18 protein-coding genes, 1 pseudogene and 1 CRISPR repeat array are annotated in these 25,141 nt (G+C 74.7%); of the genes and pseudogenes, 8 read left to right on the top strand and 11 right to left on the bottom strand.

Annotation, left to right across the window (positions count from 1 at the left end; genetic code table 11):
- Window positions 1–13: 13 nt before the first annotated feature.
- Window positions 14–1,156: a site-2 protease family protein gene (locus O7628_RS04620; RefSeq protein WP_278128596.1), complete on the bottom strand. Its 1,143-nt coding sequence runs from the start codon at window positions 1,154–1,156 to the stop codon at window positions 14–16.
- A 109-nt stretch (window positions 1,157–1,265) separates the two neighbouring features.
- On the opposite strand from O7628_RS04620, the gene O7628_RS04615 reads away from it, so the two are divergent.
- Window positions 1,266–3,326 carry a prolyl oligopeptidase family serine peptidase gene (locus O7628_RS04615; RefSeq protein WP_278128594.1) on the top strand — a complete coding sequence of 687 codons (2,061 nt, stop codon included), beginning with the start codon at window positions 1,266–1,268 and terminating at the stop codon, window positions 3,324–3,326.
- 692 nt (window positions 3,327–4,018) lie between these two features.
- Here the strand turns inward: O7628_RS04615 and O7628_RS04610 are convergent.
- The 3 genes from O7628_RS04610 to O7628_RS04600 form a co-directional block, all read right to left on the bottom strand.
- The gene (locus O7628_RS04610; RefSeq protein WP_278128592.1) at window positions 4,019–4,198 is read right to left on the bottom strand and encodes a type II toxin-antitoxin system VapB family antitoxin; all 180 of its coding nucleotides are present in this window, start codon (window positions 4,196–4,198) and stop codon (window positions 4,019–4,021) included.
- Window positions 4,199–4,438: 240 nt separating this feature from the next.
- Window positions 4,439–6,357: a CRISPR direct-repeat array (repeat unit 25 nt; unit sequence TCACCCCCGCGTGCGCGGGGAACAG).
- Between the two features lie 178 nt (window positions 6,358–6,535).
- Window positions 6,536–6,742: a DUF397 domain-containing protein gene (locus tag O7628_RS04605; RefSeq protein ID WP_278128590.1), complete on the bottom strand. Its 207-nt coding sequence runs from the start codon at window positions 6,740–6,742 to the stop codon at window positions 6,536–6,538.
- 13 nt (window positions 6,743–6,755) lie between these two features.
- The gene (locus tag O7628_RS04600; protein ID WP_278128588.1) at window positions 6,756–7,592 is read right to left on the bottom strand and encodes a helix-turn-helix transcriptional regulator; all 837 of its coding nucleotides are present in this window, start codon (window positions 7,590–7,592) and stop codon (window positions 6,756–6,758) included.
- A 276-nt stretch (window positions 7,593–7,868) separates the two neighbouring features.
- Here O7628_RS04600 and O7628_RS04595 point away from each other — a divergent pair, with 276 nt between their 5' ends.
- Together O7628_RS04595 and O7628_RS04590 are read left to right on the top strand one after the other, a co-directional pair.
- Complete coding sequence (locus O7628_RS04595) at window positions 7,869–8,195, top strand: DivIVA domain-containing protein (RefSeq protein WP_278128586.1); 327 nt, start codon at window positions 7,869–7,871, stop codon at window positions 8,193–8,195.
- Window positions 8,192–8,446: a hypothetical protein gene (locus O7628_RS04590; RefSeq protein WP_278128584.1), complete on the top strand. Its 255-nt coding sequence runs from the start codon at window positions 8,192–8,194 to the stop codon at window positions 8,444–8,446. The genes O7628_RS04595 and O7628_RS04590 overlap by 4 nt, the downstream gene beginning before the upstream one ends.
- Window positions 8,447–8,500: 54 nt before the next feature.
- Here O7628_RS04590 and O7628_RS04585 read toward each other — a convergent pair whose 3' ends face one another.
- On the bottom strand, window positions 8,501–9,406 hold the full coding sequence (locus tag O7628_RS04585; RefSeq protein WP_278128582.1) for a L,D-transpeptidase: 906 nt from the start codon (window positions 9,404–9,406) through the stop codon (window positions 8,501–8,503).
- 134 nt (window positions 9,407–9,540) lie between these two features.
- Window positions 9,541–10,989, bottom strand: a complete 1,449-nt coding sequence (locus tag O7628_RS04580) for an alpha-amylase family glycosyl hydrolase (protein ID WP_278128580.1) — start codon at window positions 10,987–10,989, stop codon at window positions 9,541–9,543.
- A gap of 295 nt (window positions 10,990–11,284) precedes the next feature.
- On the opposite strand from O7628_RS04580, the gene O7628_RS04575 reads away from it, so the two are divergent.
- The 4 genes from O7628_RS04575 (at window position 11,285) to O7628_RS04560 (ending at window position 16,376) form a co-directional block, all read left to right on the top strand.
- Window positions 11,285–13,099 (top strand): hypothetical protein, encoded by a 1,815-nt coding sequence (locus O7628_RS04575; RefSeq protein WP_278128578.1) that lies wholly within the window; start codon window positions 11,285–11,287, stop codon window positions 13,097–13,099.
- Window positions 13,096–14,562: an NADH-quinone oxidoreductase subunit NuoF family protein gene (locus O7628_RS04570; protein ID WP_278128576.1), complete on the top strand. Its 1,467-nt coding sequence runs from the start codon at window positions 13,096–13,098 to the stop codon at window positions 14,560–14,562. Before O7628_RS04575 ends, O7628_RS04570 begins: the two co-directional genes overlap by 4 nt.
- A gap of 79 nt (window positions 14,563–14,641) precedes the next feature.
- Window positions 14,642–15,313 carry a redoxin domain-containing protein gene (locus O7628_RS04565; protein ID WP_278128573.1) on the top strand — a complete coding sequence of 224 codons (672 nt, stop codon included), beginning with the start codon at window positions 14,642–14,644 and terminating at the stop codon, window positions 15,311–15,313.
- Between the two features lie 109 nt (window positions 15,314–15,422).
- Entirely contained in the window at window positions 15,423–16,376 is a 954-nt protein-coding gene (locus O7628_RS04560) for a cytochrome c biogenesis protein CcdA (RefSeq protein WP_278128571.1), read from the top strand.
- On the opposite strand, the gene serS is transcribed toward O7628_RS04560, so the two are convergent.
- The 5 genes and pseudogenes from serS to O7628_RS04535 form a co-directional block, all read right to left on the bottom strand.
- A complete protein-coding gene (gene serS / locus O7628_RS04555; RefSeq protein ID WP_278128569.1) occupies window positions 16,360–17,646 on the bottom strand; it encodes a serine--tRNA ligase in 1,287 nt (428 codons plus the stop codon). The genes O7628_RS04560 and serS overlap by 17 nt on opposite strands.
- A 247-nt stretch (window positions 17,647–17,893) precedes the next feature.
- A complete protein-coding gene (locus O7628_RS04550; protein ID WP_278136209.1) occupies window positions 17,894–19,084 on the bottom strand; it encodes a MerR family transcriptional regulator in 1,191 nt (396 codons plus the stop codon).
- Between the two features lie 122 nt (window positions 19,085–19,206).
- Window positions 19,207–20,403, bottom strand: a complete 1,197-nt coding sequence (locus tag O7628_RS04545) for a saccharopine dehydrogenase NADP-binding domain-containing protein (protein ID WP_278128567.1) — start codon at window positions 20,401–20,403, stop codon at window positions 19,207–19,209.
- A gap of 102 nt (window positions 20,404–20,505) precedes the next feature.
- Window positions 20,506–21,678 carry a zinc-dependent alcohol dehydrogenase gene (locus O7628_RS04540; RefSeq protein WP_278128565.1) on the bottom strand — a complete coding sequence of 391 codons (1,173 nt, stop codon included), beginning with the start codon at window positions 21,676–21,678 and terminating at the stop codon, window positions 20,506–20,508.
- Window positions 21,679–21,791: 113 nt separating this feature from the next.
- Window positions 21,792–22,184: pseudogene (locus tag O7628_RS04535) on the bottom strand (hypothetical protein); the annotation flags it as partial.
- Window positions 22,185–22,425: 241 nt separating this feature from the next.
- On the opposite strand from O7628_RS04535, the gene O7628_RS04530 reads away from it, so the two are divergent.
- A complete protein-coding gene (locus O7628_RS04530; protein ID WP_278128563.1) occupies window positions 22,426–25,128 on the top strand; it encodes a LuxR family transcriptional regulator in 2,703 nt (900 codons plus the stop codon).
- The last annotated feature ends 13 nt before the right edge of the window (window positions 25,129–25,141 follow it).

Genomic DNA, 25,141 nt, shown 5'->3' with positions numbered 1-25,141 from the left:
TCCAGGATGATCCTCAGTGAGGCGTCGGCGTCGTCTGGTCGCGGAGGTTGCCGCGCTGCACCGCCCGGCTGATGTCGCTGGGCGAGACGATCCCGACCAGCCGCCCGCCGGCCACCACCAGCGCCCGGCCGTCGGCGCACTCGCTGAGCCGGGGCAGCAGGTCGGTGAGCTGCTCGTCCGGGTCGGCCAGCACGAGCTGGTCGGCCCGGCAGGCCACCTCGGCCAGCCTGGTCGCCGACCGCGCCTCGGCCGGGATGCCGCGTACCCGGTCGAGGGTGACCAGGCCGACCGGCCGCCCGTCGTCGGTCAGCGGCAGCGCCGAGTGCCGGTACGCGAAGAGGTAGTGGTCGACGAAGTCGGCCACGGTCATGTCGCCCGACGCGGTCTGCGGCTGCGGGGTCATCACGTCGGCGACCCGCACCCCGCGCAGCGCGCTGCCCACCCGGGCCTGCCGCTCCTCCATCCCGGCGGCCCCGATCAGGAACCAGCCGATCAGCGCCAGCCACAGCCCGCCGACCCCGGTCCCGCGCAGGAACTGCCACAGGCCCAGCCCGATCAGCAGCGCGCCGAGGACCCAGCCCGCGCGGGCCGCCACCACCGACGCCCGCGCCCGGTCGCCGGTGGCCTTCCACACGGCGGCCCGCAGCAGCCGGCCCCCGTCCAGCGGGGCGGCCGGCAGCACGTTGAAGACCGCCAGCAGGACGTTGATGCCGGCCAGCCAGGCCAGCGCGCCGAGCAGCAGCCCGTGCACCCCGGCCAGGGCGAGCAGCGCCGCGACGCCGCCGAAGAACACGCCGACGACCAGGCTGACCAGCGGCCCGACGCCGGCGATGCGCAGCTCCGCCCCCGGGTCGCGGGCCTCCCCGCGCAGCTCGGCGACCCCGCCGAACAGCCACAGGGTGATCCCGGAGACCTCCAGCCCGTTGCGCTTGGCGACCACGGCGTGCGACACCTCGTGGGCGAGCAGCCCGAGGAAGAACACCACCGCCGCGCTCAGCCCCGCGAGCACGTACGCCCAGGTCGGCCGGTCCGGGTACGACCGGGGGAACTGGCTGCCCGCCAGCCCCCAGGCGATCAGCGCGAAGATGACCAGGACGCTCCAGTTGACCCCGACGGGTACGCCCGCGATCCGGCCGATCCGGAAACTCGCCCTCATCTGCCCGTCATACCCCGCAAGACACCGCCCATGCCAGGGCCGACGGCCCCCTTGTCCGAATGCCGGCGGGGCGGTGCCCGGGTTGACCCGGCGGGGAATAGTGGCAAACGTGACGAGGCTGACGGACACCGACGACGACCCGTACCGCTGGCTGGAGGACCTGCACGGCCCGGACGCCGCCGGCTGGGTGCGCGACCGCAACGCCGAGACCATGGCCGCCCTCACCGGCGGCGACCGGTTCGCCGCCCTGCGGGCCGAGATCCGCGAGGTGCTCGACGCCGACGACCGCATCCCCTACCCGAGCTGGCGCGGCGACCACCTCTACTACAACTACTGGATCGACGCGGCCCACCCCCGGGGGATCTGGCGGCGCACCACCGGCGACGAGTACCGCCGGCCCGAGCCGCAGTGGGACGTCCTGCTCGACGTCGACGCGCTCGCCGCGCGGGAGGGCGAGAACTGGACCTGGCAGGGGGTGACGGTGCTGCGCCCCGGGCACGACCGCTGCCTGGTCAGCCTCTCCCGGGGCGGCTCCGACGCCACCGTCGTGCGCGAGTTCGACCTGGCCCGCCGGGCCTTCGTCGCCGACGGCTTCACCCTCGCCGAGGCCAAGAGCGACGTCGTCTGGGTCGACGCGGACCACATCCTCGTCGCCACCGACTTCGGCCCCGGCTCGCTCACCACCTCCGGCTACCCCCGCACGGTCCGCCGGTGGCGGCGGGGCACGCCACTGCCGTCCGCCGAGGTCGTCTTCGCCGGCCAGGTCGACGACGTCTCCGCGTACGCCTCGCACGACCACACGCCCGGCTTCGAGCGCACCTTCGTGGGCCGCCGCCTCGACTTCTTCCGCTCGGAGCCGTATCTGCTGACGCCCGCCGGGGAACTGGTGCGCATCGACGTGCCGGCCGACGCCCACTGGGACGTGCACCGGGAGTGGCTGCTGATCGGCCTGCGCTCGCCGTGGACGGTCGACGGGGTGACCCATCCCGCGGGCGCGCTGCTGGCGGCCCGGTTCGACGCGTTCCTCGCCGGCGGGCGGGAGCTGACGACGCTGTTCACCCCGGACGAGCGCACCGCGCTGAGCTACCACGCGTGGACCCGTGACCGCCTGATCCTGGCCACCCTCGCCGACGTGCGCAGCAGACTGGAGGTGCTCACCCCCGGCGTCCCCGGCGCTCCCGGCGCGGCGGAGGGCTGGCGGCGGGAGCCGCTCGCCGGCGTGCCGGAGTTCGCGCACACCCGGCTCGTGGACACCGACCCCGACGTCGGCGACGCGTACCTGCTGGCCTCCGAGGGGTTCCGGCAGCCGGCGACGCTGCGGCTCGGGCAGGTCGGCGGCCCCGTCGAGACCCTCAAGCGGGCACCGGCCTTCTTCGACGCCTCCCGCCTGACCGAACGCCAGCACTTCGCCACCTCCGCCGACGGGACCCGGGTGCCGTACTTCCTGGTCGGCGACCCCGACGCGGCCGGCGGGCCGACCCTGCTCACCGGGTACGGCGGCTTCGAGGTCCCCGAGCTGCCGCACTACAGCGGCATCATCGGCCGGGGCTGGCTGGCCCGGGGCGGCAGCTACGTGGTGGCGAACATCCGGGGCGGCGGCGAATACGGGCCCGCGTGGCACCGGGCCGCGCTGCGGGAGAACCGACCGAGGGCGTACGAGGACTTCGCGGCCGTCGCCGCCGACCTGGTGGCCCGGGGCATCACCACCCCGGGGCGCCTCGGCATGGAGGGCGGCAGCAACGGCGGCCTGCTGGCGGGCGTGATGCTGACCCGCTACCCGGAGCTGTTCGGCGCGGTCGTCGCGCACGTGCCGCTGCTGGACATGCGCCGCTACCACAAGCTGCTCGCCGGGGCGTCCTGGATGGCCGAGTACGGCGACCCCGACGACCCCGCCGACTGGGCCTACCTGCGCGAATACTCGCCCTACCACAACGTCGACGAGGACCGGGCGTACCCGCCGACGCTGCTGGTCACCTCCACCCGCGACGACCGGGTGCACCCCGGGCACGCCCGCAAGATGGCCGCCCGGCTGCGCGAACGCGGGCACGACGTGGCGTACTACGAGAACGTGGAGGGCGGGCACGGCGCGGCGGCGAACAACGCGCAACGGGCGTTCGTGTGGGCCCTGACCCTGGAGTTCCTCTGGCACCACCTGGCCGGGCCGGAGTAACGCCCCCTGCGGCTGCGCCCTTGTCTCTGCCGGTTGCCGCGGCTGCGCCACACCCGGGGTTTCGGCGTGACGGGCCGAGGGCGCTTCTTCCTGCCACTCGCGCTGATCTTGCACTTGAGGCCCCGCAGAAGGGCGCTTCACACCTTTTGCCGGGGCCCGAACTGCAAGATCAGCGCGAGCTGGGCGGGGCGGGAGGTGCCCCGCCGGTGTCTCCTGCGCGGGGGCGCGGCCGGCTCAGCCATGATCGTCTGCTGATTACCGAGACGACACGCCGCCGCACCTCTCCATAATCAGCAGACGATCATGGCTGCTGTCGCATGCCGCTGCCCTGTTGCTGCCTGTCCTGAGGAACGCGCCGCTATGCCGGAGGTGCTCCGACTGGAAACGGATCGGCACCGCGTGTGCGGGTCGGCTCGCGACGTCCACTCTGCGTCCAACACGCTCAGCTTCGACTGGATCGGGTAGGGCAACGCGAGCAGCGCGATCGACTCCGGGGCGGTGCCGGGACCAACGGCGAGATCTTGGACAACTGGCGTCCATCGATGACAGTAACCGTCCAAGATCTGTGCTGGCGGGAGATCTGCGGGGCGCTGGCGCGGCACCACACGGGCGATGCCCACGGGCCACCCCCGCGTACGCGGGGAGCAGACTTCTTGACTTGCGGCACTATAGATCAACTGCGCGGATCTCTTTCACTCTGTCAGATTGGGAAGGCCGCCGCTCTTGAGCCATTCCGCGAACTCTCGACGCTTCTCTCGGTCGACCGCCGACTTCAGGGCCGCGTTGATGGTGGCCTTTTTGGTGGTGGTGCCGAAGATCTTCGCTGCCTCGCCGAGCAGTTCGTCATCGACATCAACGATGGTTCTGGACACGGGCCTACTCTCGTCTCGGACGCCTTGCATGATGTCAACCTTTCTGGCCGTAGATGGCATGCGTTGGTGGGCGCGCTAGGCAAAGTAGACGACAGACTGCTTTCCGGTGTGGCGCCACGGTGACGTCGCCAGTTGGCGGCACGACGGCTCGGCCTTTAGGTGCGCGGCGGAGATCGGCTACAGCAACTGCTGAGTGCACGGAATGGGATAGAGCACTGATTCGGAAAGACCGACGGGACGAATCGCCTCCCACATGCGCGGGGAATGGTGCCCGAGCACCGAGTGCAGCAGGATGCCCCGGGGACCGCCCCCCTCCTGCGCGGGGAACAGATGCAGGTCGGGCTGACCCTGCTCGTGTCGGGGGATCACCCCCGCGTGCGCGGGGAACAGTCGCGGTAACCCCCGATCGTGCTGATCTTGTGCGGATCACCCCCGCGTGCGCGGGGAACAGCAGCCCTGAGCCGTCCAGTCGTGCCGCAGAACCGGATCACCCCCGCGTGCGCGGGGAACAGTGCATGCAGCGCCCACACAGGGATATCGATGGAGGATCACCCCCGCGTGCGCGGGGAACAGCCAGTGACCGGCCCCGACCCCCAACCGAACCCGGGTCACCCCCGCGTGCGCGGGGAACAGTGTCCGTACGTGGCCGGCAGGTCCGTGGCCCGGGGATCACCCCCGCGTGCGCGGGGAACAGGCCGGTGGGTCTGCCGGTGGGTCTGCCGGTGGGGGATCACCCCCGCGTGCGCGGGGAACAGGGGATGGACTGATCAGGAAAGGAATGCGCCATGGGATCACCCCCGCGTGCGCGGGGAACAGCATCGGACTACGCCCTCTAGATAGCTGAGAATCGGATCACCCCCGCGTGCGCGGGGAACAGACCGCCGTACACGATTCCCCTCACCGGATCAGGGGATCACCCCCGCGTGCGCGGGGAACAGTTGACGACATGACCGCCCCGCCGCAAACGCATGGGATCACCCCCGCGTGCGCGGGGAACAGCCCAGGTACAGACCTACGTGCGTCGCGGGATCGGGATCACCCCCGCGTGCGCGGGGAACAGCTGTTGACCAGTTTGATGAGTGCTCTGTAACACGGATCACCCCCGCGTGCGCGGGGAACAGTACGGGGATCTCGGTCCCGACAGAAAGAAGCGAGGATCACCCCCGCGTGCGCGGGGAACAGTGCGCAGTGGCATTACTCCGATGTATGGGTCACGGATCACCCCCGCGTGCGCGGGGAACAGGTCGGGAGTGGCGACTGGACGATAACGGTGCCAGGATCACCCCCGCGTGCGCGGGGAACAGAAGTAGACATCCGGTGCCCAATACTCCCGTTCGGGATCACCCCCGCGTGCGCGGGGAACAGCGGGCCCGCAGGCTGGAGCAGGTGGAACTGCAGGGATCACCCCCGCGTGCGCGGGGAACAGCCATCCTCGGCCCCGGCGTTGTGCCCCAGGTAGGGATCACCCCCGCGTGCGCGGGGAACAGCTTATGACACTTCGTACACATGCGGTAGGGAAGGGATCACCCCCGCGTGCGCGGGGAACAGGTGGATCGGCTGCGTCGCGCCCAGGCTGCCGTGGGATCACCCCCGCGTGCGCGGGGAACAGGACGACGATGTAGGCGTGGGTGATCCACCCGGCGGGATCACCCCCGCGTGCGCGGGGAACAGACGAACGTTCCGCCGAGGATGTGCTGCACCTTCGGATCACCCCCGCGTGCGCGGGGAACAGCACGTCTCACCGCGCCGGTTGTGGTGGAAGCAGGGATCACCCCCGCGTGCGCGGGGAACAGGGGGTGCCGGACCACAGAAACTCGCGGACCTCGGGATCACCCCCGCGTGCGCGGGGAACAGGCGCTCGCGATGCGCCGGTTCCAGATCACGTACGGATCACCCCCGCGTGCGCGGGGAACAGGCCAGATCGATCGTGGTCCGCGTGGTCTTCGCCGGATCACCCCCTCGTGCGCGGGGAACAGCAGGTGGCCACATCCTGCCACTTACTCACCCGAGGATCACCCCCGCGTGCGCGGGGAACAGTTGCGCGCTGGCAAGATAGTGCCGGAGAGCATGGGATCACCCCCGCGTGCGCGGGGAACAGACTTGGGTTTATGGCGTGTTTCGTGGGACTGAGGGATCACCCCCGCGTGCGCGGGGAACAGGCTTCTTGACCTGCGGCGCTATAGATCAACTTTGCCAGTTTCATTCACTTTGCTTGTCAAGATCACCTCGTTCGTGGTGCTGTTGGCTCTCTTGTTCGGTCAAGTGCAGCGCATGCGCCGGACGCCGTTGCTGGCTCGGGTGGGGTGGCGGCAGGACTCGCGAGGGCTCGGTCGTTGGTTACTCGCGGCCGGGCCGTTCGGCTTTGACTGCTTCGATGAATGCGGCCCAGGGAACCTGTTCGAAGATCAATACCGGGCCACCCGCGTCCTTGCTGTCGCGAAGGCCGACCTTGCCTGACAGTTCCGCGACTTCCACGCAGTCGCCAGAGCCGTTGCTGCGGGTGCTCTTACGCCAGGTCGCCGAGGCCTGGTTGATCTCTTCCACCCGCGCCGTCCTCTCACAGCCCGTCGATCGCCTCCTGGATCAGGTCGCGCGACTCCCGAGCGCCGGCCGCCGTAGCGACCAGATGTTCGAAGACGCGGCTGTACTCCCTGACCTGATGGCCTTCGAGATAGAGGCTACCCGCACGGGTTTCGACATAGACGACCCCGGGATCGGCCGGCTCGGGGAAGCCCAGCAGGCTGAAGGCACTGCCCATCGACCCGTATTCGCCGGCAGCGAAGGTCAGGATCTGGATGGTTCGACCAGGGCGATCGGCCTCGTCGGCCAGCCGCTGTAGCTGCGCCTTGAACGCTTCGGACCCGCCGACCGGCCGCCGCAGGGTCGACTCGTCCAGTACCACCCAGAGGTCCGGTGGCGTGTCCGTGGTTTGTCGGCGGAGGCGCAGTTCCACCCGCCGGTCCACCTCCTCGCTGTTGGCGTCCGGGTGTTCGGCTCGGATGACAGCGCGGGCGTAGTCGGCGGTCTGGAGCAGGCCCGGAATCAACTGAGGCTGGAAGGCGCGGATCTCCGACGCCTCGGCTTCGAGTCCGACGTAGACCTCGAACCAGTCGGGCAGCACGTCGTCGTATGCCTGCCACCAGCCGCGCTTGCGGGCGTCTCGGGCGACCTGGACGAGGGCGTCGACCTCCTCGCCCTCGACCCCGTACAGCTCAAGGAGACCGCGGGCGACCGGCGGCATCACCGAGACCTGCGCGTTCTCGATCCTGCTCAGGGCGGACTTCGAGATGCCGATCTCCTTTGCCGCCTGGTCGGCGGTCATGCCGGTCTGCTCGCGGAGACGGCGAAGGGCGGCGGCCAGGCGACGCCGACGAACGGTCGGGCTTCCAGTCATGTCGAGCATTGTGGACCAGATCGAACCCGGTGCGCAATGATACTGACCCTAATCGGGAGTTGCGTAAAGGGACTGGGTCGGTGCACGATCAGTGAGGTCATCAACCTCCTGAGTGACGATCTGGTCGTCCTCAATCGGCGGTGGCCATGAGTGCCCTGCTGTCGTACCCGCTGATCGAAGGCTGCGGTGGCAGGTGCCGGATGGGTCCGCCGGTGCGCGGCGGGCCGGCGGACCCATCCCTCCACAGGTCAATCTCGACGAGAGGCAGGTCCTGTCATGCGCGTCTTCCTCTTCCTCTTCCGCCGGGCCCGGCCGCGTCGCCGGCCGCCGGCCCACGGCACGGCCGGGCGTCAGCCGGCGGTGGGTCGCCGGCTGCTGCCCTGGCAGGTGCGCGAGTGGCGGTTCCGGCCGGCCCGGTTCGGTCGGCGTGGGCTCGACCCGCAGGAGGTACGGGGGTTCCTGGAGCGGGTCGCCGTCGAGCTGGCCGCCGCGCACGAGGCGCTCGCGCAGAGTCGCCGGGAGACCAGTCAGGCCAAGCTCGCGCTGTGCCGGTTGCGCGCCGAGGCGTCGCCCGCCCGCAACGAGCGGGGGTGGGGCCGGTGAGCGAGCGTTTCGTCATCCACCTGCCGGTGGTCGCCAACGACCTGCTCTCGGCTCAGCGGCTGGCCCGGGTGGTGGCGCACTGGACGTACGTGTTGCCGCAGACCGAGCCCGGGGGCGCGACCGTCTCCCGCGAGGACGACCAGAACGTACGACACTGGGTCTTCTGCGACCGGATCATGGACGGTGGCCGGCGGTGCCTGCTGCGGCCGGACCACGACGGCGCGTGTTCTCGCAGGCCCCGGCGGCGGTGAGCGGTTGGTGGTGAGCGGGTGTCGGCTGCGGGCGGGCCGGGGACGGGGCCGGTGTCACGCTGTCGGAGGCGGGGTGGGCAGGGCGTCCACGACCAGCACGACGCTGCCGGGCCGGACCTCGGCGAGCAGTTGGCGCTGGCCGCTGCGGGTCAGCCTGATGCAGCCGTTGGTGACGTCCTCGCCGAGGGTGTCGTCGTCCTGCCAGGCGTGCAGGCCGATGTGCGCGCCGGCCAGGCCCGGTGGGATGGCGTCCGGGTCGTCGGGGATCGCGCCGAGGGCGAAGACGTCGACGCCGCCGTACACGGGCTCGGGTGGGGGTGTGCGGCCGAGGACGAAGGTGCGGCCCAGCGGGGTCTCCTGGCCGCGCATGCCGAGGCTGACCGGCCACGATCGCACGGCGTGTCCGTCGCGGAACCAGGTTAGCCGGTGCGGCCGGCGCTCCACGACGATCTGGTCGCGCAGCGGCACGGTGGCCCAGTCGCCGTCGGGCGGCAGCCAGGCGATCCGCCGGGTGGCCGAGGGCAGCAGCACGGCCGTCCAGCCGGTGCGGCGCTCGACGATCGGCACGGTCACCTCGACGCCGTTGATGGTGGAGGCGAAGAAGGCCAGCGGCCGGCCGCCGGGCGCGTCGTAGGCGGCGACCTTGCGGGTCGGCGTCAGCCCCTCCGTGAGCGGGGTGGCGTCGGATGGGCTCGGGTCGGCGGGGAAGCCGGCGGGCGCCGGGTCGTAGGTCACGACCGGCAGGGTGGCCGGCGCGGGCGCGGCGGTGGGCACCGGCTCGCCGGTGGGCGCGGCCGCCGTGGCGGGCGCGGTGGGGGCGGCGGGCGGCGGGGACACCCGGGCCGGCTCCGGGGTGAGCGTCCGGGCCGTGACCAGGCCGGTCGCCAGAAGCAGGGGTACGCCGAGCGCGGCGGCCAGCCAGCCCAGCCCCCACCGCGACACAATCCGGTCAAACAGCACAAAACGTACTGTAGGCGTTGGTGGGCGGTGGCGGGGCGTGATTGCAGGGGCCCCCTCCTATACAGAAAGCGTTAAGAAGGGGCCCTTCCTTGCACCTCGGCGCGCCGTGGGCGGCGCGTTCAGCTCAGCTCAGCTCAGCTCAGCTTGGCGGCGGTGTGGATGGCTATCGCGTCGTGGGCCGGGACGTTCGCCGTGAACCAGCCGTTCGCGTCCACCGTGATCACCGGGCCGCTGCACGTACCGCCCGTGAAGTCGCCGTGGATCACGTCGCAGTACCGGCCGGCGGGCAGCCCCGTGTAGTACGAGCGCCCCGTGACCGCCGCGTCCTCGTCGTTCATCGTGAGGTAGCCCTTGCCGGCGCGGCTGAACGCGATGTGGTTGTTGCCGTTGTCGTACCAGTTGGCGACGCCCGCGCCCTGGGTGGCGTTGGCGAAGCCGACCATGTTGGCGACGACCCGCCAGCGGTGCTCGCACTCCCAGCCCGCGTAGCAGGTGGTGTTCAGGGTCTTGTTGGCGGCGTCGGAGGGCGGGCCGGCGTCCCGGTCGCTGAAGGTGTAGCTGGACATGACCGTGGGGGAGCCGTACGGCCAGGCCAGCATGAAGGCGTTGGCCAGGGCGTAGATGCCCCGGTCGCGGTAGGTGAGCACCCCGCCGACGTCGCGCTGGGTGTCGTGGTTGTCGACGAAGACCGCCGCCGAGCCGCTGGGCAGGTGGCCCCACCCCTCGCCGAAGTTCTTCAGGTACGCGAGCTTCTCGTTGCGGAACACCCGGGCGAGGTCCTTGCCGTAGCGGAACTCGTGCACGTCGCCGTTGCCGGTGTACTCGGTCGGCTGGATCGGCTCGCCCGCGCCGTAGATGACCTCCTGCACGAGGTACGCCGAGCGGGACAGCTTGCCCTTGATGGCGGCGATGTCGGCGGCCGGCATGTGCTTGCTGGCGTCGAGGCGGAACCCGTCGACGCCGAGGGAGAGCAGGTCGTTGAGGTACCCGGCGATCCTCGACCGGACGTAGTCGGACTCGGTGGCGAGGTCCGACAGGTTGACCAGCTCGCAGTTCTGCACCTCGTACCGGTCGTTGTAGTTGGCGATGTCGTCGCCGCCGTTGCGCCCGCAGTGGTGGAAGTCCTGCGTCTGGTAGATCCCGGGGTAGTCGTAGTGGCCGTAGGGGGAGCCGGCCCAGCCGGTGCCGCCGGCGTCCTGGCCGGACATGTGGTTGACGACGGCGTCGACGATCACCTTCACGCCGGCGGCGTGGCAGGTGTTCACCATGGACTGGAACTGCGCCCGGGTGCCCTTGCGGGACTCGATGCGGTAGCTGACCGGCTGGTACGCCAGCCACCACTGGTTGCCCCGGACGTGCTCCTGGGGCGGGGAGACCTGCACGTAGCCGTAGCCGGCCGGGCCGAGCACGGTCGTGCACTCGCTGGCCACCGACGGCCAGTTCCACTCGAACAGGTTGGCGATGACCTTCTTCGTGCCGGACGGGGCGGCGGCGGCCGGGGGCGCCGCCACGGCGGTCGGTGCGAGCAGGCCGGCGATCACGCCCAGGGCGAGGACCGCCGAGCGGCATCGACGTCGATGCATCGGGGACTCCTGACGGGGGTCGGGGAGGGGCGGACTGCTGCTTGCCGGCATCTTGCAGTCGGGATTGAAATTTTCGGAAAGGTTACAAGCGCGTTGCGGCGGGTGTCAACGGATGGACGGGCGTCGCTGCGCGGGGTGCCCTACACGCAGCCCACGGCGGAACGGTTCGACGGCGCCACGGAAAAAGCCCGGGAAAATTCACGACCCGGCTGATCCGTTGAACCCGGTGCTCCGTACTCGATGGGGGAGCAGGGTCGGCCGGTGGGGGCGCCGCCGCTACACGATCGAGGAGCAGATGGCTCGGGCACAGCAGAACACCAAGGCCACGACCGTCCGTACCACGAGCAGCAGCCGCGGGGTGCGGACCAGGTCCAAGACCTCCATCGCACTGATGGCCGGGTCGGCGCTCGCGATCGTCTGGGCCGGCATCGAGCTGGCCGGCGCCGGCACGGCGATGTACGCCTACGGCTTCTTCTTCACCGAGTTCTTCGCCGGCGTCGTCGCCCTGGTGTCGCTCAGCCTCACCGTGATGATGGGCCTGCTCGCCACCGACCGGCTCGTGCTGCGCATCCCGCACCGGGTGCTGTTGCAGTCGGCGCACCGGGCCACCGGCATCCTCGGCGTCGCCGGGCTGGTGTTCCACGTCATCACCAAGATCGCCATCGGCCGGGCCGGGCCCACCGACGCCCTCGTGCCGTTCATCGGGGGGCGGGGGCTCTACGTCGGGCTCGGCACGGTGGCGTCGTTCCTCATGGTCAGCGTGCTGTGGACCGGCATCATCCGGGCCCGGTTCGTCGGTGTCGGCCCCAAGTGGTTCTGGCGGGGGCTGCACTCGATGGCGTACCTGGCCTGGCCGTTCGCCCTGTTCCACGGCCTGAACGCGGGCCGGCCGGCGGCGTCCTGGGTGACCCTGAGCTACTTCGCCTGCGTGCTGCTCGTGGTGCTGGCGCTGATGGTCCGGCTCTCCGTGCACCTCGGCAAGCGCAGCCGCGAGCAGCACCAGGCCGCCGCCCTGAACAAGGCGATGGCCGGCAAGTCCACCGACGACGGCAAGACGACCACGCTGCTGCTCAGCAAGATCGGCCGCAAGCGCGACGACGCCGAGGAGAAGCGCGAGAACCGCGCCGGGCGCGCCCGCGTCGCCGGCGGCTGGGCGGAGACCACCGCCACCACCGGCTCCTGGGCGATGCCGACCGGCACCGCCCGCGGGCGACGCGACCCCGAGCGGTTCACCGTGCCGGTGGTGCCCGAGCCGGGCACCCTGCGCGAGCCGGTACGGCCCACCCGCCGCCGCGACGAGGAACTGGACGCCCCGGCCCGGCGCGGCGAGCGCGAGCTGGAGCCCATCTCCCGACGTACCGCCGAGCCGGCCCCCGACCGGTCGAGCCGGCGGCGGCGCGACGCGGACGCCCCCGTCTCCGCCCCCCGCCGCTCGCGCTCCGAGGAGGACGTCGCCCCGGTCTCCAGTCCCCGCCGCTCCCGCCGCGACGAGGACGTGGCCCCGGTGTCGGGCGGCCGCCGGGCGCGCTACGACGAGGACGTCGCACCCGTGTCCGGTGGCCGGCGCTCCCGCTACGACGAGGACGCGGCCCCGGTGTCGGGCGGCCGCCGGGCGCGCTACGACGAGGACGTCGCACCCGTGTCGGGCGGCCGGCGCTCCCGCTACGACGAGGACGTCGCCCCGGTGTCGTCCGGCCGGCGCTCGCGCCGCGACGACGACCTCGTCGCCCGCTACTCCTCGCCGCCGCAGCGCGCCGAAGAGCCCGAGGAGCCGTGGGACAGCCCGCGCCGCTGGGAGTCCTCGACGCCCGTCTCCGCCGAACCGATCTCCGCGACCCCGCGCAGCGGGTCCGGCCGGCACAGCGTCGACGACGAGCTCCCGGAGGAGCCCGACTACTGGCGGCCCCCGGCCCGGTTCGTCGCCGAGGACCTGCCGCCCATGGACGACACCCCGACCCTGGTCGACCTGGCCTCCCGGCGCGCGCTGCGGGCCGCCGGGGATGGCCGGCCCGGCCGCCGCAAGCGGGACCGGGACCGGGACCGCGACCGGGCCAACGCCGACGCCGTCGACGGCGCGTACTGGGCCGGGCTGCGGGGTGAGGCGAAGTGATGCGCACGACGGTGCCCCCCGTGGCGTGCGTCGGCGAGCCCCGGCTCACCGCCGGCTTCGCCGAGTTCGGCCGCCTCGACCTGATGGCCCACGAGGAGGTACACGGCCCCATCGGGCCGATGGAGCCGGCGAACCTGCTCCGGCTCGCCGAGGCCATCCAGCTCAAGGGCAAGGGCGGGGCGGGGTTCCCGTTCGCCCGCAAGCTGCGCGCCGTGCTGGAGTCCTGCGAGCGGCAGGACGCCTCCGCCATCGTCGTGGTCAACGCCACCGAGGGCGAGCCGGCGAGCTGGAAGGACAAGGTGCTGCTCACCCGGGCCCCGCACCTCATCCTCGACGGCGCGGCCCTGGTCGCGTACGCGCTGGACGCCGACGAGATCGTCATCGGCGTCGCCGACGACGACGTGGGCCGGCCGTCGCTGACCGAGGCGCTCCAGGAACGCCGGATGCCGGTGCCCACCAGCATCGTCACCGTGCCGCACCGGTTCATCTCCGGCGAGGGCGGCGCGCTCGTCAACGGCATCAACGGGCTGCCGCACATCCCGCCGGGCACCAAGAAGCGCTCCAGCGACTCCGGCGTCGGCGGCCTGCCCACCCTGCTGTCCAACGCCGAGACGTACGCGCAGCTCGCCGTCGCCGCCCGGCTCGGCCCGTACGAGTACGCGGCGCTCGGCACCGACGACGAGCCCGGCACCGTGCTGCTCACGGTGACCGGCGCGGCCAAGCGGCCCGCCGTCGTCGAGTGCGCGGCCGGCACCCCCCTGCGCGACATCCTCGAACTGTGCGAGGTGCCCGACGGGCCGGGCATCCTCATGGGCGGGTACCACGGCAAGTGGATCACCGCCGCGGCCGCGCAGCGGGCCGAGGTGTCCCGCAAGGGCCTCACCGCCGTCGGCGGCACCCTCGGCGCGGGCATCATCGTGCCGCTGGCCCGCGACACCTGCCCCCTCGGCGAGGCCGCCCAGGTGGTCCGCTACCTGGCCGGCGAGTCCGCCGGGCAGTGCGGCCCCTGCAAGATGGGCCTGCCCGACCTGGCCCGCGCCGTCGACCTGGCCGTCTCCGGCAGCGCCCCCGTCGAGATCGTCCGCGCCGCCGCCGGGGACGTGAAGGGTCGCGGCGCGTGCAGCCACCCCGACGGCACCGCCCGGTTCGCCCTCTCCGCCATGGAGGTCTTCGCCGACGACCTGAAGCTGCACACCACGGGCGAGGGGTGCGGCAAGCGGACCAAGGGCGTCATGGGCCTGCCCGGCGCACCCGACGCCGACCCGAGGAAGCTGACCCTGGACTGGTCCCGGTGCGACGGTCACGGGCTCTGCGCCCACGTCGTGCCCGACTTCATCCGGCTCGACGGCAACGGCTACCCCGCCTTCCCCACCACCCCCGTGCCGACCTGGCTGCGGGAGGGCGCCATGAAGGCCGTCAAGGTGTGCCCCGAACTCGCGCTGCGGCTGGTCAAGGCCGAGTAGCGCACCCCGGGACCGGCGGAGACCGGAGCGCCGCCGTGGTGCCCCGCCCCGCGCGGCCCGCTACCGAAGGGAGACGCGGATGCGATTGTTCCGCCGGCCGTCGCGCCGCCGGGCCGCCCCGGGTGGACGGTCGCCCCGCCGACGGCGGGCCGGCACAGCCGCCGCGCTGGTCGCCGCCCTGTCCGCCGCCCTGCTGGGCGCGGCGTCCTGCGCCGTCGACCCCCCGGGATCGCCGGTCGACGCGGCCGCCGCCGCGCCCGCCGACGCCGGCGACCCCACGGCGACCCCGGCCGGCACGACCACCGGCGCGCCGCCGACGCCGGCCGCCCCGACCCGGGTGCCGGAGAGCCTCCGGTTCACCGGCACCACCCTCGACGGCAAGCCCTTCGCCGCCGCCGACCTGGCCGGCGGGCCGGTGGTGCTGTGGTTCTGGGCCCCCTGGTGCGCCACCTGCGCCAGTCAGGCGTGGACGGTCGCCGAGATCGCCCCGCAGTACCGCGACCGGGTGCCGATCGTCGGCGTCGCCGGCCTCGGCCAGCGCACCGCGATGCGGGACTTCGTGACCGAGTTCGAGCTGGGCGGCACCCTCCAGCTCGACGACCGGGCCGGGACGCTGTGGCGGCGCTTCGAGGTCGTCGAGCAGAGCACGTTCCTGATCATCGACCGGGACGGGAAGGTGATCCACCAGGGCTTCCTCGACGGGGAGGACCTCACCCGCCGGGTCGCCGCCCTGGCCGCCCAGGCCGGCTGATGGCCGCCCCGCTCCTGCCGCCGGTCGGCCTGGCCGTCCCGCTGTTGGCCGTCCCGCTGCTAACCGTCCCGCTGTTGGCCGTTCCGCTGCTGCCCGCCCCGGCCGCCTGATGGACGCCCCGGTGCTGCTGGCGCTGACCGCCGGGATGCTCGGCGCGGTCAACCCGTGCGGGTTCGCGATGCTGCCCGCGTACCTGTCGATCCTGGTGGCCGGGCCCGGCGACGGACGGGGCGCCGTCGGTCGGGCGCTCACCGCCGCCGCCGGCCTCACCTGCGGGTACGTGCTGGTCTTCGGCGCATTCGGGCTGGCCTTCGCGCCGCTGGCCGGCTGGCTGCGCCCCCGGCTGCCCTGGCTCACCGTCACCCTCGGCGTGGGGCTGGTGCTGCTCGGCTTATGGCTGCTCGCCGGGCGGCGGCTGCCCACCCCGCGCCCGCTGACCCGAGCGCCCCGGCTGACCCGCACGCTGCCGTCGACGGTGCTGTTCGGTGCGGCGTACGCGCTGGCGTCGCTGACCTGCTCCATCGCCCCGTTCCTGGCGATCGTGGCGACCAGCCTCCAGGCCGGCTCGACGCCGCGCGGGCTGGCGCTGTTCGTCGCGTACGCCCTCGGGATGGGCCTCGTGGTGGCCGTGGCCGCCCTCGGCGTGGCGCTGCTGCGCGACCGGGTGGTCGCCCGGCTGCGCGGGGCCGGCCGGTGGGTGCCCCGGCTCAGCGGCCTGGTGCTGCTGGCCGCCGGCGGCTACGTCGCCTGGTACGGCTGGTACGAGGTGCGGCTCGCCGAGGGCCGGCACGACGCGTTCGGCGACCCGGTGGTGGTCGCCGCGGCCCGCGTCCAGCAGGCCCTCGTCGGCGCGCTGGACGCGGCCGGCCCCGCCCTGCTGGCCGCCGCCCTGCTCGCCCTCGCTGCGCTCGGGCTGGTAAGGAAGGGCCCCCTGTTAACGCATTCTGTAGAGCAGGGGCCCCTTCTTAACGCCTCCGGCAGGGCACGGGGTCGTAACGAAAGCGGCGGGGGCCGGGTTACCCCGACCCCCGCCGACAGTGTGCCGGTCAGCGACCCGGAGTGAGCCGGTCCGTGCCCACCCGGTCGCGGAGCACCTCCGGCACCAGCACCGAGCCGTCGGTCTGCTGGAACTGCTCCAGGATCGCCGGGAACAGCCGGCTGGTGGCCAGCGCCGAGCCGTTGAGGGTGTGCACGAAGCGGGTCTGCTTGCCGCCCGCCTCGCGGTACCGGATGGCGGCCCGGCGGGCCTGGTAGTCGCCGGCCCAGGACACCGACGACACCTCCTTGTACTTGCCGGTGCTCGGCATCCACACCTCGATGTCGAGGGTCTTCTTCATCGAGGCGCTGGCGTCGCCGGCCGACAGCAGGCTGGTCTGGTGGTGCAGGCCCAGCCGGGCGACCAGGCCCTCCACGTGGGCGACCATCTGCTCCAGCGCGGCGGCGGCCTGCTCGGGCAGCGTGAACTGGAAGATCTCCACCTTGTTGAACTGGTGGCCCCGCACGGTGCCGCGCTCGTCGGAGTGCGAACCGGCCGCCTCCCGCCGGTAGCACGGGGTGTACGCGAACCGCTTCAGCGGCAGGGTCGCCGTGTCCAGGATCTCGTCCTGGTAGGCCCCAAGGATCGCCGTCTCCGCCGTGGGCAGCAGGAACTGCCCGCGCGGGGCGGACTCCCGGTCGAGGTGGTAGACGTCGTCGTAGAACTTGGGGAACTGGCCGGCGGCGAAGCCGGCGGTGTCCAGCAGCAGGTGCGGCGGGAGCAGGAAGTCGTAGCCGGCCGCGACGTTCTGGTCGATCAACCAGTTGAGCAGCGCCCACTCCAGCCGGGCCCCCACGCCCGTGTACATCCAGAAGCCGGAGCCGCCGAGCTTGACGCCCCGCTCGTGGTCGACCAGGCCCAGCAGGCGGCTCAGCTCGACGTGGTCCCGCACCTTCTCGATCGCCGGCGGCTCGCCGAACGTGCGGACGACCCGGTTGGCCTCCTTGCCGCCGGGGACGACGTCGTCGGCGGGCAGGTTCGGCAGCTCGCTCATCCGCTCGCGCAGCCGGGACTGCACCTCGTCGAGCTGGGACTCCAACTCGGCGAGCTGCTTGCGCTCGGCCTCCGGGGCGACGCTCTCCGGCGCGGTGCCGGCCCGCTTCGCCGCCGCGTACGCCCGCGCCTCCGCCTTGCGGCGCTGCCGCTCGGCGTCGATCTCCGTGATGAGGGCGCGGCGCTCCTGGTCGAGCCGCTGGATCTCGTCCAGCGCCCGGTTGACCTCGGCGGGATCCAGTCGCTTCGCCAGCGCGGTCGCCACCGCCTCGCGATCCTTCCGGATCAACTCCATGTCGAGCATGCGCTCCGTACGCCTCCGTCCGGGAATCTCAGGTGGGAACCCACCGATGCTACCGTCGCCGCCTCCCACGCCCGGCCCCGGCTGTGAGCCCACCGGCCGGGGCCGTCGCGCCGCGATGCGGTCTCGCCATGTCGGCGACATCGTGGGGTTCCCTGGTGCGGGACGCCGCGATGTCGCCGACATGGCGCGCCGACACCGACGCGGCGCGGCCCGCGCGGCACCGGCGCGGCGCGGGCGCGGCGTCGGCTCAGAGCCGGATCGGCATCAGGATCGAGTACGCGTCCGCGTCGTCCGGGCGGCGCACCGCCAGCGGGGTGATCGGCCCGTCCAGTTCCAGCAGGAGCTGCCCCCGGTCGCCCGCGTCGAGGGCGTCGAGCAGGTAGCGCCCGTTGACGCCGAACCGCACCGCGTCCGGCGCGGCGTCGGCCGGCGCCGCGTCGTCGAGGACCCGCAGGCCGCCCGCGTCGTCCAGGCCCAGCACGGTCACCGGCACGTCGACGCCCTCGTGCCGCAGCACCCGCGCCGGCGGGCGGCCGGCGACCTGCGCGCGCAGCGCCGGCACGTCCACCGTGATCCGGTACGCGGGCACGCGCGTGCCCAGCAGCCGCTGGTAGTCGGGGAACTCGTCGGGCAGGGCGGCCCCGCCGACCTCCCGGCCGGCCACGGCGACGGTGAGGCCGGCCCCGTCCAGGCGCAGGTGGGCGTCGGCCCCGCCGTCGACGCCCGACAGCTCGCGGACGCCGTCACCGGTGCCGCCCGGCACCGTGCCCCCGTCGCCGGTGCCGCCCAGCGGCGCGCGCCCGTCGCCGGCGCTGCTCGGCACCGCGCCCCCGTCGCCGGTGCCGCCCAGCAGCTCGCGGACGGCGTCGACGAGGGCCACCGGGGCGAGGAGCCGCCGGATCGGCCCGTCGACCGTGCCGGGGACCCGGGCCACCGCCATCCGGTGCCGGTCGGTGGCCACCAGGCGTACGCCGTCGGCGGCGACGTCGAACAGGACGCCGGAGAGCACCGGCAGCTCCGGGTCGGTGCCGGCCGCGAAGCGTACCGCGTCGATCGCGGCGGCGAGGTCGGCGCGGGACAGGACGAGACGGGTGGTCATGGGGTGCTCCTCGTGGTCGATCAGGGCTCGGACCCGGGAGAGCTCGCGGCGGGCGTCGGTGAGGCCGTCCTCCAGCCGGCGCAGGTGCGCGTCGAGCAGCCGGCCCACCACGGCCGGCTCGGCCCGGTGCCGTACGGCGGCGGCGATCTCCGCCAGCGGCATCCCGACCCGGCGCAGCCCGGCCACCAGCCGGGCCGGCACGACCTGCTCGTCGGCGTACCAGCGGTAACCGGTCACCGGGTCGACCAGCGCGGGCACCAGCACCCCGGAGCGGTCGTAGAACCGCAGGGCGCTGACGGTCAGGCCGCTGGCGCGGGCCAGCTCGCCGATGCTGCGCAGTTCGCTCTCCACGCCGAGGATCCTGTGCCCTCCACCAGGTCGAGGGTCAAGCCGCGCCCACGCCGCCCCTGCCGCTCGTCGGGCGGCGATGTTTGCAGGGGACCCTTCCTATACCGAAAGCGTTAACAGGGGGCCCCTCCTTGCACCTCCAGCGTGCGGAAGGTGAGGCCGGCGGCGGTGAGGCGGCGCAGCAGCGCGTCGCCCATCGCGGTCACCGGGGTCACCTGGCCCGCGACCGGCGGCAGGTCGTCGTCGAGGGCCAGGCAGAGGGCGGACTCGGCGAGCATCTTCGCCGTCTCGTCGTACCCGGGGTCGCCGCCGGCCACCTCGGTGACCACCCGCCGGCCCCCGGCGGAGCCGACGAAGCGCACCCGGAACCACGACTTCGCCCGCTGCTCGGCGCTGGGCCCCTGCCCGGAGGCGAGCCGGCCGAGCAGCCAGCGCCGGGCCGGGGGCACCTTCACCAGCCCGGTCAGCCCGGCGAGCCCGACCGCGCCGACGACGATCGTGGGCAGCCGCCGCACGGCGGCGAAGTGCCGGTAGCGGAAGTCCGGCCCGTACTCCGGCCGGGCCGCCGCCGACCGGCGGACCACCTGCGGGTCGATGGTCGGCAGCGGCACCGCCCACATGCCCAGCTCCGCCGACCGGCCGACCCTGCCGGCCACCGCCCGGACCCGGCGGCCCGGCGGGCGCGGCTCGACGGCCCGCCGCTCCCGCGCCGCCCGGCCCGCCTCGGCTGCCCGGGAGAACGCGGTGAGCGCCGAATGGTACGTGCCGGCGGAGAACCGGCCGCCCGCCCGGACGAACCCGTCCACGGTGACCGGCCCGTCGGCCGGCAGTTGCCTGACCGTGTACCAGACGCCCAGGTCGTGCGGGACCGAGTCGAAGCCGCAGGCGTGCACGAGGCGGGCCCCGGTGCGGACGGCCTCGGCGTGGTGCCGCACGTACGTGGTGTCGACGAACTCCGGCTCGCCGGTGATGTCGACGTAGTCGGTGCCGGCCCGCGCGCACGCGGCGACCAGCGGCTCCCCGTGCCGCACGTACGGCCCGACGGTGCTGGCCACGACGCGGGCGTCCCCGGCGACCCGGCGCAGCGTCTCCGGGTCGCCGGCGTCGGCGGTGAGCAACGGCAGCCCGGCCAGGGCCGGGTCGATGCCGGCGAGCCGGTCCCGGACGGCCGACAGCTTGGCCGGGTTACGGCCGGCCAGCGCCCAGCGCAGCCCCGGCGGCGCGTGCCGGGCGAGGTACTCGGCGGTGAGCCCGCCGGTGAACCCGGTCGCCCCGAACAGCACGACGTCGTACGCCCGATCCTCACGCATCCCGCGAGTCTGCCACCGTCGGCGAGCCCCCGGCACGACGACGGCCGCGCAGAGCGGTCAGGCCGCGCAGAGCGGTCAGGGCGCTCAGGCCGCGCAGAGCGCTCAGGGCGTGAAGACCGTGCGCAGGCAGCCGTCGGCGCGGGTGCGGAACAGGTCGTAGCCGAGCGCGCCCTGCTCCAGGGGCAGGTGGTGGGTGGCCAGGTGCCCCGTGTGGATCTCGCCGCGCGCCATCCGGTCCAGCAGCATCGGGATCCAGCGCTGCCCGTGCTGCCGGGCGGCGCGCACGGTCAGCCCCTTCTGCATCACCGCGCCGAGCGGGAACGTGTCGACGAACCCGGTGAACGTGCCGAGCACCACCACCGTGCCGCCCTTGCGGCAGGCGTGCACCGCCTCGCGTACCGCGATGGGCCGGTCGGGGGCGGCGCCGGGCCACGCGGCGGCGAACCGCTCGGCCAGCGACCGGGGCTCGACGCCGTCCCAGGCCATGCCGACGGCCTCCACGCACACGTCGGGGCCCCGACCGCCGCTGCGTTCCCGCAGCTCGGCCGGGACGTCGACGCTCAGGTAGTCGAGGGTCTCCGCGCCGAGGTGCCGCTGCGCCAGGCTCAGCCGCTGCGGGTAGCGGTCGATCACCACCACCCGGTCCGCGCCGCGCAGCAGGGCCGCCTGCGCGGCCATCTGGCCCACGGCGCCCGCGCCCCAGACCGCCACCACGTCGCCCGGGGACACCTCGCCCAGCTCGGCGGCGAGCCAGCCGGCCGGCACCGCGTCCGAGGCGAAGACCGCCCGGTCGTCGTCCACCGGCTCCGGCACCGGGAACGCCCCGACGTCGGCGTACGGCACCCGGACGTACTCGGCGTGACTGCCGGCGAAGCCCCCGGCCGACCGGGGCTGGCCGTAGCAGCCGCCGGTGGGCTGCCCCCACGCCGCCTCGGCGGCCGCCGGCCCGGTGCTGCCGTTGTCGCAGCAGGCGAAGAGGCCCTGCCGGCAGTACCAGCAGTTTCCGCAGGCCACGGCCGCGCAGACCACCACCCGGTCGCCGATGCGGTGCCGCCTAACCCCGGGGCCGACCTCCACCACGTCGCCGAGGAACTCGTGCCCGAGCACGTCGCCGACGGACAGCGCCGCCGCCCGCCCGGCGAGCAGCGGCAGGTCCGCCCCGCAGGTGGCGCTGCGCCGCACCCGGACGATGGCGTCGGCGGAGTTGCGCAGCTCGGGGTCGGGCACCTGGCGCACCGCGAGACCGTCCGCGCCGAGCCAGCACAGCGCCCTCATCCGGGCACCGCCGGGTCGCCGCCGGGCCCCACCGGGCCGGGCCCGGCCGCCCCGGGCCATCCGGTCCCGGGCCCGGCCGGGGCGGACTGCGCCGGTCGGGGTCCCTCCACCGGGGAACGGTCCGCGCGCAGCAGCTCACCGGTCTCGGCGAGCTGCTTGGCCTGGCGCAGCGCCTCACGGACCAGCGGCGCGGGGTCGCCGCCGACGAGGTGGGCGGCCAGCCCGGTGACCGGCACGCCGCGCACCGGCCGGGCCGCCAGCTCGGTGCCGCGCCCGCCGGGCGCGGGCCCCTGCGCCACCTCCACCGCGCCGTCGAGCCGGCGCAGCGGCTCCGGCCACCGGCCGCCGGGCAGGACCCGCTCCGGCGGCCGGTCGATCGTGACCACCTGCCAGCCGTCGCGCGGGCCGGCCTCGCGCGGTCGGCCGCCCCGGAACGGCGCGCGCAGCACCCGCGCCACCGTCACCCCGGCGACCGCGCCGGCCACCACCCCGGCGGTACGGGCCAGCGCCCGACCGCCCCGCCTGCCCCGTCCCATCCGTCCCACCCGCCTCTCCGCTGCGGCCGCCGACGGGCTCGCCCCGCCGGTCGGCCGTCGGCACGGCGGGACCCGCGCGGCCGACGGCCGGTGCCCCCAGCCTCGGCGGCGGTCGGGTGAACCGGGATCGCCCCGAAGGGGTGAACCGGCCGGGGCCGGGTAACCGCCCGCCGCACGAGCCGGGGAGGGACGCGTGGCGTGGGGGTGCCGCATGACGCAGCACGAGGTGGACGGCGCGACCGTGGCTGCCGACCCCGGGCCGGTGGGGCCGCTGCTGGCGTCCCGGCTCACGCCGGCCCCGCCGCCCGAGCCGGTGCTGGTCCGGCCCCGCCTGCTGCGCCGGCTGGACGAGGGCGTCGCCGGGGCGCTCACCCTGGTCACCGCGCCCGCCGGCTGGGGCAAGACCACGCTGCTCGGGTCGTGGGCCCGGACCGTCGAGCCGGCACCGGCGTGGGTGTCGGTCGAGGCGGGCGACCCGGGGGCGCGGCTGTGGGCGTACCTGACGGCCGCCCTGCACCCGCACGCGCCCGCCGGTGACCCGGCCCGGCCCGACCGGCTGGAGCTGCTGGCCGCCGCGCTCGCCGCCCGGGACCGCCCGGTGCTGCTGGTCCTCGACGACGTGCACCGGGTCGCCGACCCGGCGGCGCTGACCGGCCTGGAGTTCCTGCTCCGCCACGCCGGGGGGCGGCTGCGGGTGGTGGCCGGGGCCCGCACCGACCCGCCGGCGGGGCTGCACCGGCTGCGGCTCGCCGGTGAGCTGACCACGGTGGGCCCCGCCGAGCTGGCCTTCACCGACGACGAGGTGGCCGACCTGCTCGTCGCGCACGGCGTGCTCCTGCCGGCCGCGGCGGTGCCCCGGCTGCGCGCGCGTACCGGCGGCTGGGCGGCCGGGCTGCGGCTGGCCGTGCTGGCCGCGCGGGACCGGCCGGACCCGGTGCGCTGGCTGGAGCAGTTCGGCGGCGACGAGCCGGACGTGGCCGGCTACCTGCGCGCGGAGGTGCTCGACCCGCTCGACGCCGCGGCCCGGGACGCGCTGCGCCGCAGCACGGTGGCCGACGCCGTCAGCGCCGACCTGGTCGACGCGTTGACCGGCCGCCGCGACGCCGGGCGGGCGCTGACCGCGCTGGCCGCGGCCGGCGGCTTCGTGGACCGCGACGACAGCCGGCCGCCCTGGTACCGCTGCCATCCCCTGCTGGCCGACCTGCTCCGCGCCGAGCTGGGCGAGCTGACCGACGAGGAGCGCCGGGACCTGCACCGGCGGGCGGCCGACTGGTACGCCGGGCACGCCCGCCCCGCCGAGGCGCTGCGGCACGCCCTCGCCGCCGGGCGCTGGGACGCGGCCACCGAGCTGCTGGTCACCGGCTGGCCGGACCTCGTGCCGTACGACCGTGAGGGCGCGGGCGGGCCCGTCCCCGCCGCGCCCCCGGAGGCCGCCGTCCGGCGGGACCCCGAGCTGGCGCTGGCCGCCGCCGCCGAGCGGGCCCACGCGGGCGACGCCGACGCCGCCGCCGCGCAGCTGCGCCGGGCCGCCGGGCACGCGCGGTCGCTGCCCGTGCCGCGCCGGGACCGGTTCCGTCGGCTGGCCGTCGCCCTGGAGGTCACCCTCGCCCGGTTGGCCGGCGACCACGACGAGGTACGCCGGGGGGCGGCGCGCCTGCTCGCCACGCGTACCCCCGAGGGGTCGGCGGACGACCCGCGCACCGGCGCGGCCGACGACGCCGACGTGCGGGCGACGGCCGGGGCGGCCCTCGGCCTGGTGGCGCTCTCCGGCGGCGACCTGCGGGGCGCGGCGGCCGAGTTCGACGCCGCGCTCGCGGCGGCCCGGGCGGCCGGTCGGGCACGCACCGAGCTGCTCTGCGCGAGCCGCTCCGCCCTGCTGCACGCGGCCCTCGGCGAGCTGCGGGCCGCCGAGCGGGCCGCCGGGGAGGCGCTGGCGATGCCGCCCGGTCAGGGCTGGTCCTGCCGCACCGACTGCGCGTACGCCCACCTGGCGCTGGCCGTCGTCGCGCTGCACCGGGACCGGCCCGACGACGCGGAGGCGCACCTGGCGCTGGCCGGCCCGGCCGCCGACGAGCCGGCGGCGGCGGCGCTCGCCGCGCTGTGCCGGGCGACGCTGCTGCGCGACCGGGGCGACCCGGCCGCCGGCCGACGCCTGCTGGCGGCGGCCCGGGACGCCCTCGCCCCACCGACGACCGGCGACGGCCCCGCGGGGGAGCTGGCGGCCTGGCTGCTGGCCGCCGAGGCGGACCTGCGGTCCGCCCACGGCGACGCCGACGCCGCCCGGGAGCTGCTGGCCGGCGCGCCGCCCCGGCCGGGCGGCCCGGCCGGGGCGGCCGCCGTGGCCCTGGCCCGGGTCGAGCTGCGCGCCGGCGACCCGGCCGCCGCCGCCCGCGCCCTGCCGCGCTGGGACGGCCCGGACGCCGCCGCCTGGCCGCTGCCGGTGCGCCTCGACGCCGGCCTGCTCGACGCGGCGCTCGCCGCACGGGCCGGGGACGCCCGACGGGCCGGGCGGACGCTGGAGCGGGTCCTGGAGCTGGCGGCCGACGAGGGGTTCCGCCGGCCGTTCACCCGGGCCGAGCCCGGGGTGCGGGACCTGCTCGCGGCGCACCTCGACTCCGGCACGGCCCACTGGCCGACGGTGAGCGACCTGGTCCACGCGGCGCAGGAGCCGCCCGCGCGGCCGGGCCCCGCGCCGGAGCCGGCGTCGGACCGGGCGCTCGACGAGCCGCTCACCGAGCGGGAGCTGACCATCCTGCGCTACCTCCAGAGCATCCTGTCCAACGTGGAGATCGCCGCCGAGCTGTCCCTGTCGGTGAACACCGTCAAGACGCACGTGCGCAACATCTACCGCAAGCTGGACGCCACCCGCCGCCGGGAGGCCGTCCGCCGTGCCCGGGAGCTGCGCCTGATCTGACGGCCCGCCCGTG

It is taken from the genome of Micromonospora sp. WMMD956 (assembly GCF_029626125.1).
Lineage (GTDB): Bacteria > Actinomycetota > Actinomycetes > Mycobacteriales > Micromonosporaceae > Micromonospora > Micromonospora carbonacea.
This window is presented reverse-complemented; position numbering and strand designations above follow the sequence as displayed.

Bases quoted from the DNA above. Each gene is read 5' to 3' on its own strand.
- O7628_RS04620 (WP_278128596.1), bottom strand. From the start codon at position 1,156: ATGAGGGCGAGTTTCCGGATCGGCCGGATCGCGGGCGTACCCGTCGGG.
- O7628_RS04600 (WP_278128588.1), bottom strand. From the start codon at position 7,592: ATGACTGGAAGCCCGACCGTTCGTCGGCGTCGCCTGGCCGCCGCCCTT.
- O7628_RS04595 (WP_278128586.1), top strand. From the start codon at position 7,869: ATGCGCGTCTTCCTCTTCCTCTTCCGCCGGGCCCGGCCGCGTCGCCGG.
- O7628_RS04580 (WP_278128580.1), bottom strand. From the start codon at position 10,989: ATGCATCGACGTCGATGCCGCTCGGCGGTCCTCGCCCTGGGCGTGATC.
- O7628_RS04575 (WP_278128578.1), top strand. From the start codon at position 11,285: ATGGCTCGGGCACAGCAGAACACCAAGGCCACGACCGTCCGTACCACG.
- O7628_RS04565 (WP_278128573.1), top strand. From the start codon at position 14,642: ATGCGATTGTTCCGCCGGCCGTCGCGCCGCCGGGCCGCCCCGGGTGGA.
- O7628_RS04560 (WP_278128571.1), top strand. From the start codon at position 15,423: ATGGACGCCCCGGTGCTGCTGGCGCTGACCGCCGGGATGCTCGGCGCG.
- serS (WP_278128569.1), bottom strand. From the start codon at position 17,646: ATGCTCGACATGGAGTTGATCCGGAAGGATCGCGAGGCGGTGGCGACC.
- O7628_RS04545 (WP_278128567.1), bottom strand. From the start codon at position 20,403: ATGCGTGAGGATCGGGCGTACGACGTCGTGCTGTTCGGGGCGACCGGG.
- O7628_RS04540 (WP_278128565.1), bottom strand. From the start codon at position 21,678: ATGAGGGCGCTGTGCTGGCTCGGCGCGGACGGTCTCGCGGTGCGCCAG.
- O7628_RS04530 (WP_278128563.1), top strand. From the start codon at position 22,426: ATGACGCAGCACGAGGTGGACGGCGCGACCGTGGCTGCCGACCCCGGG.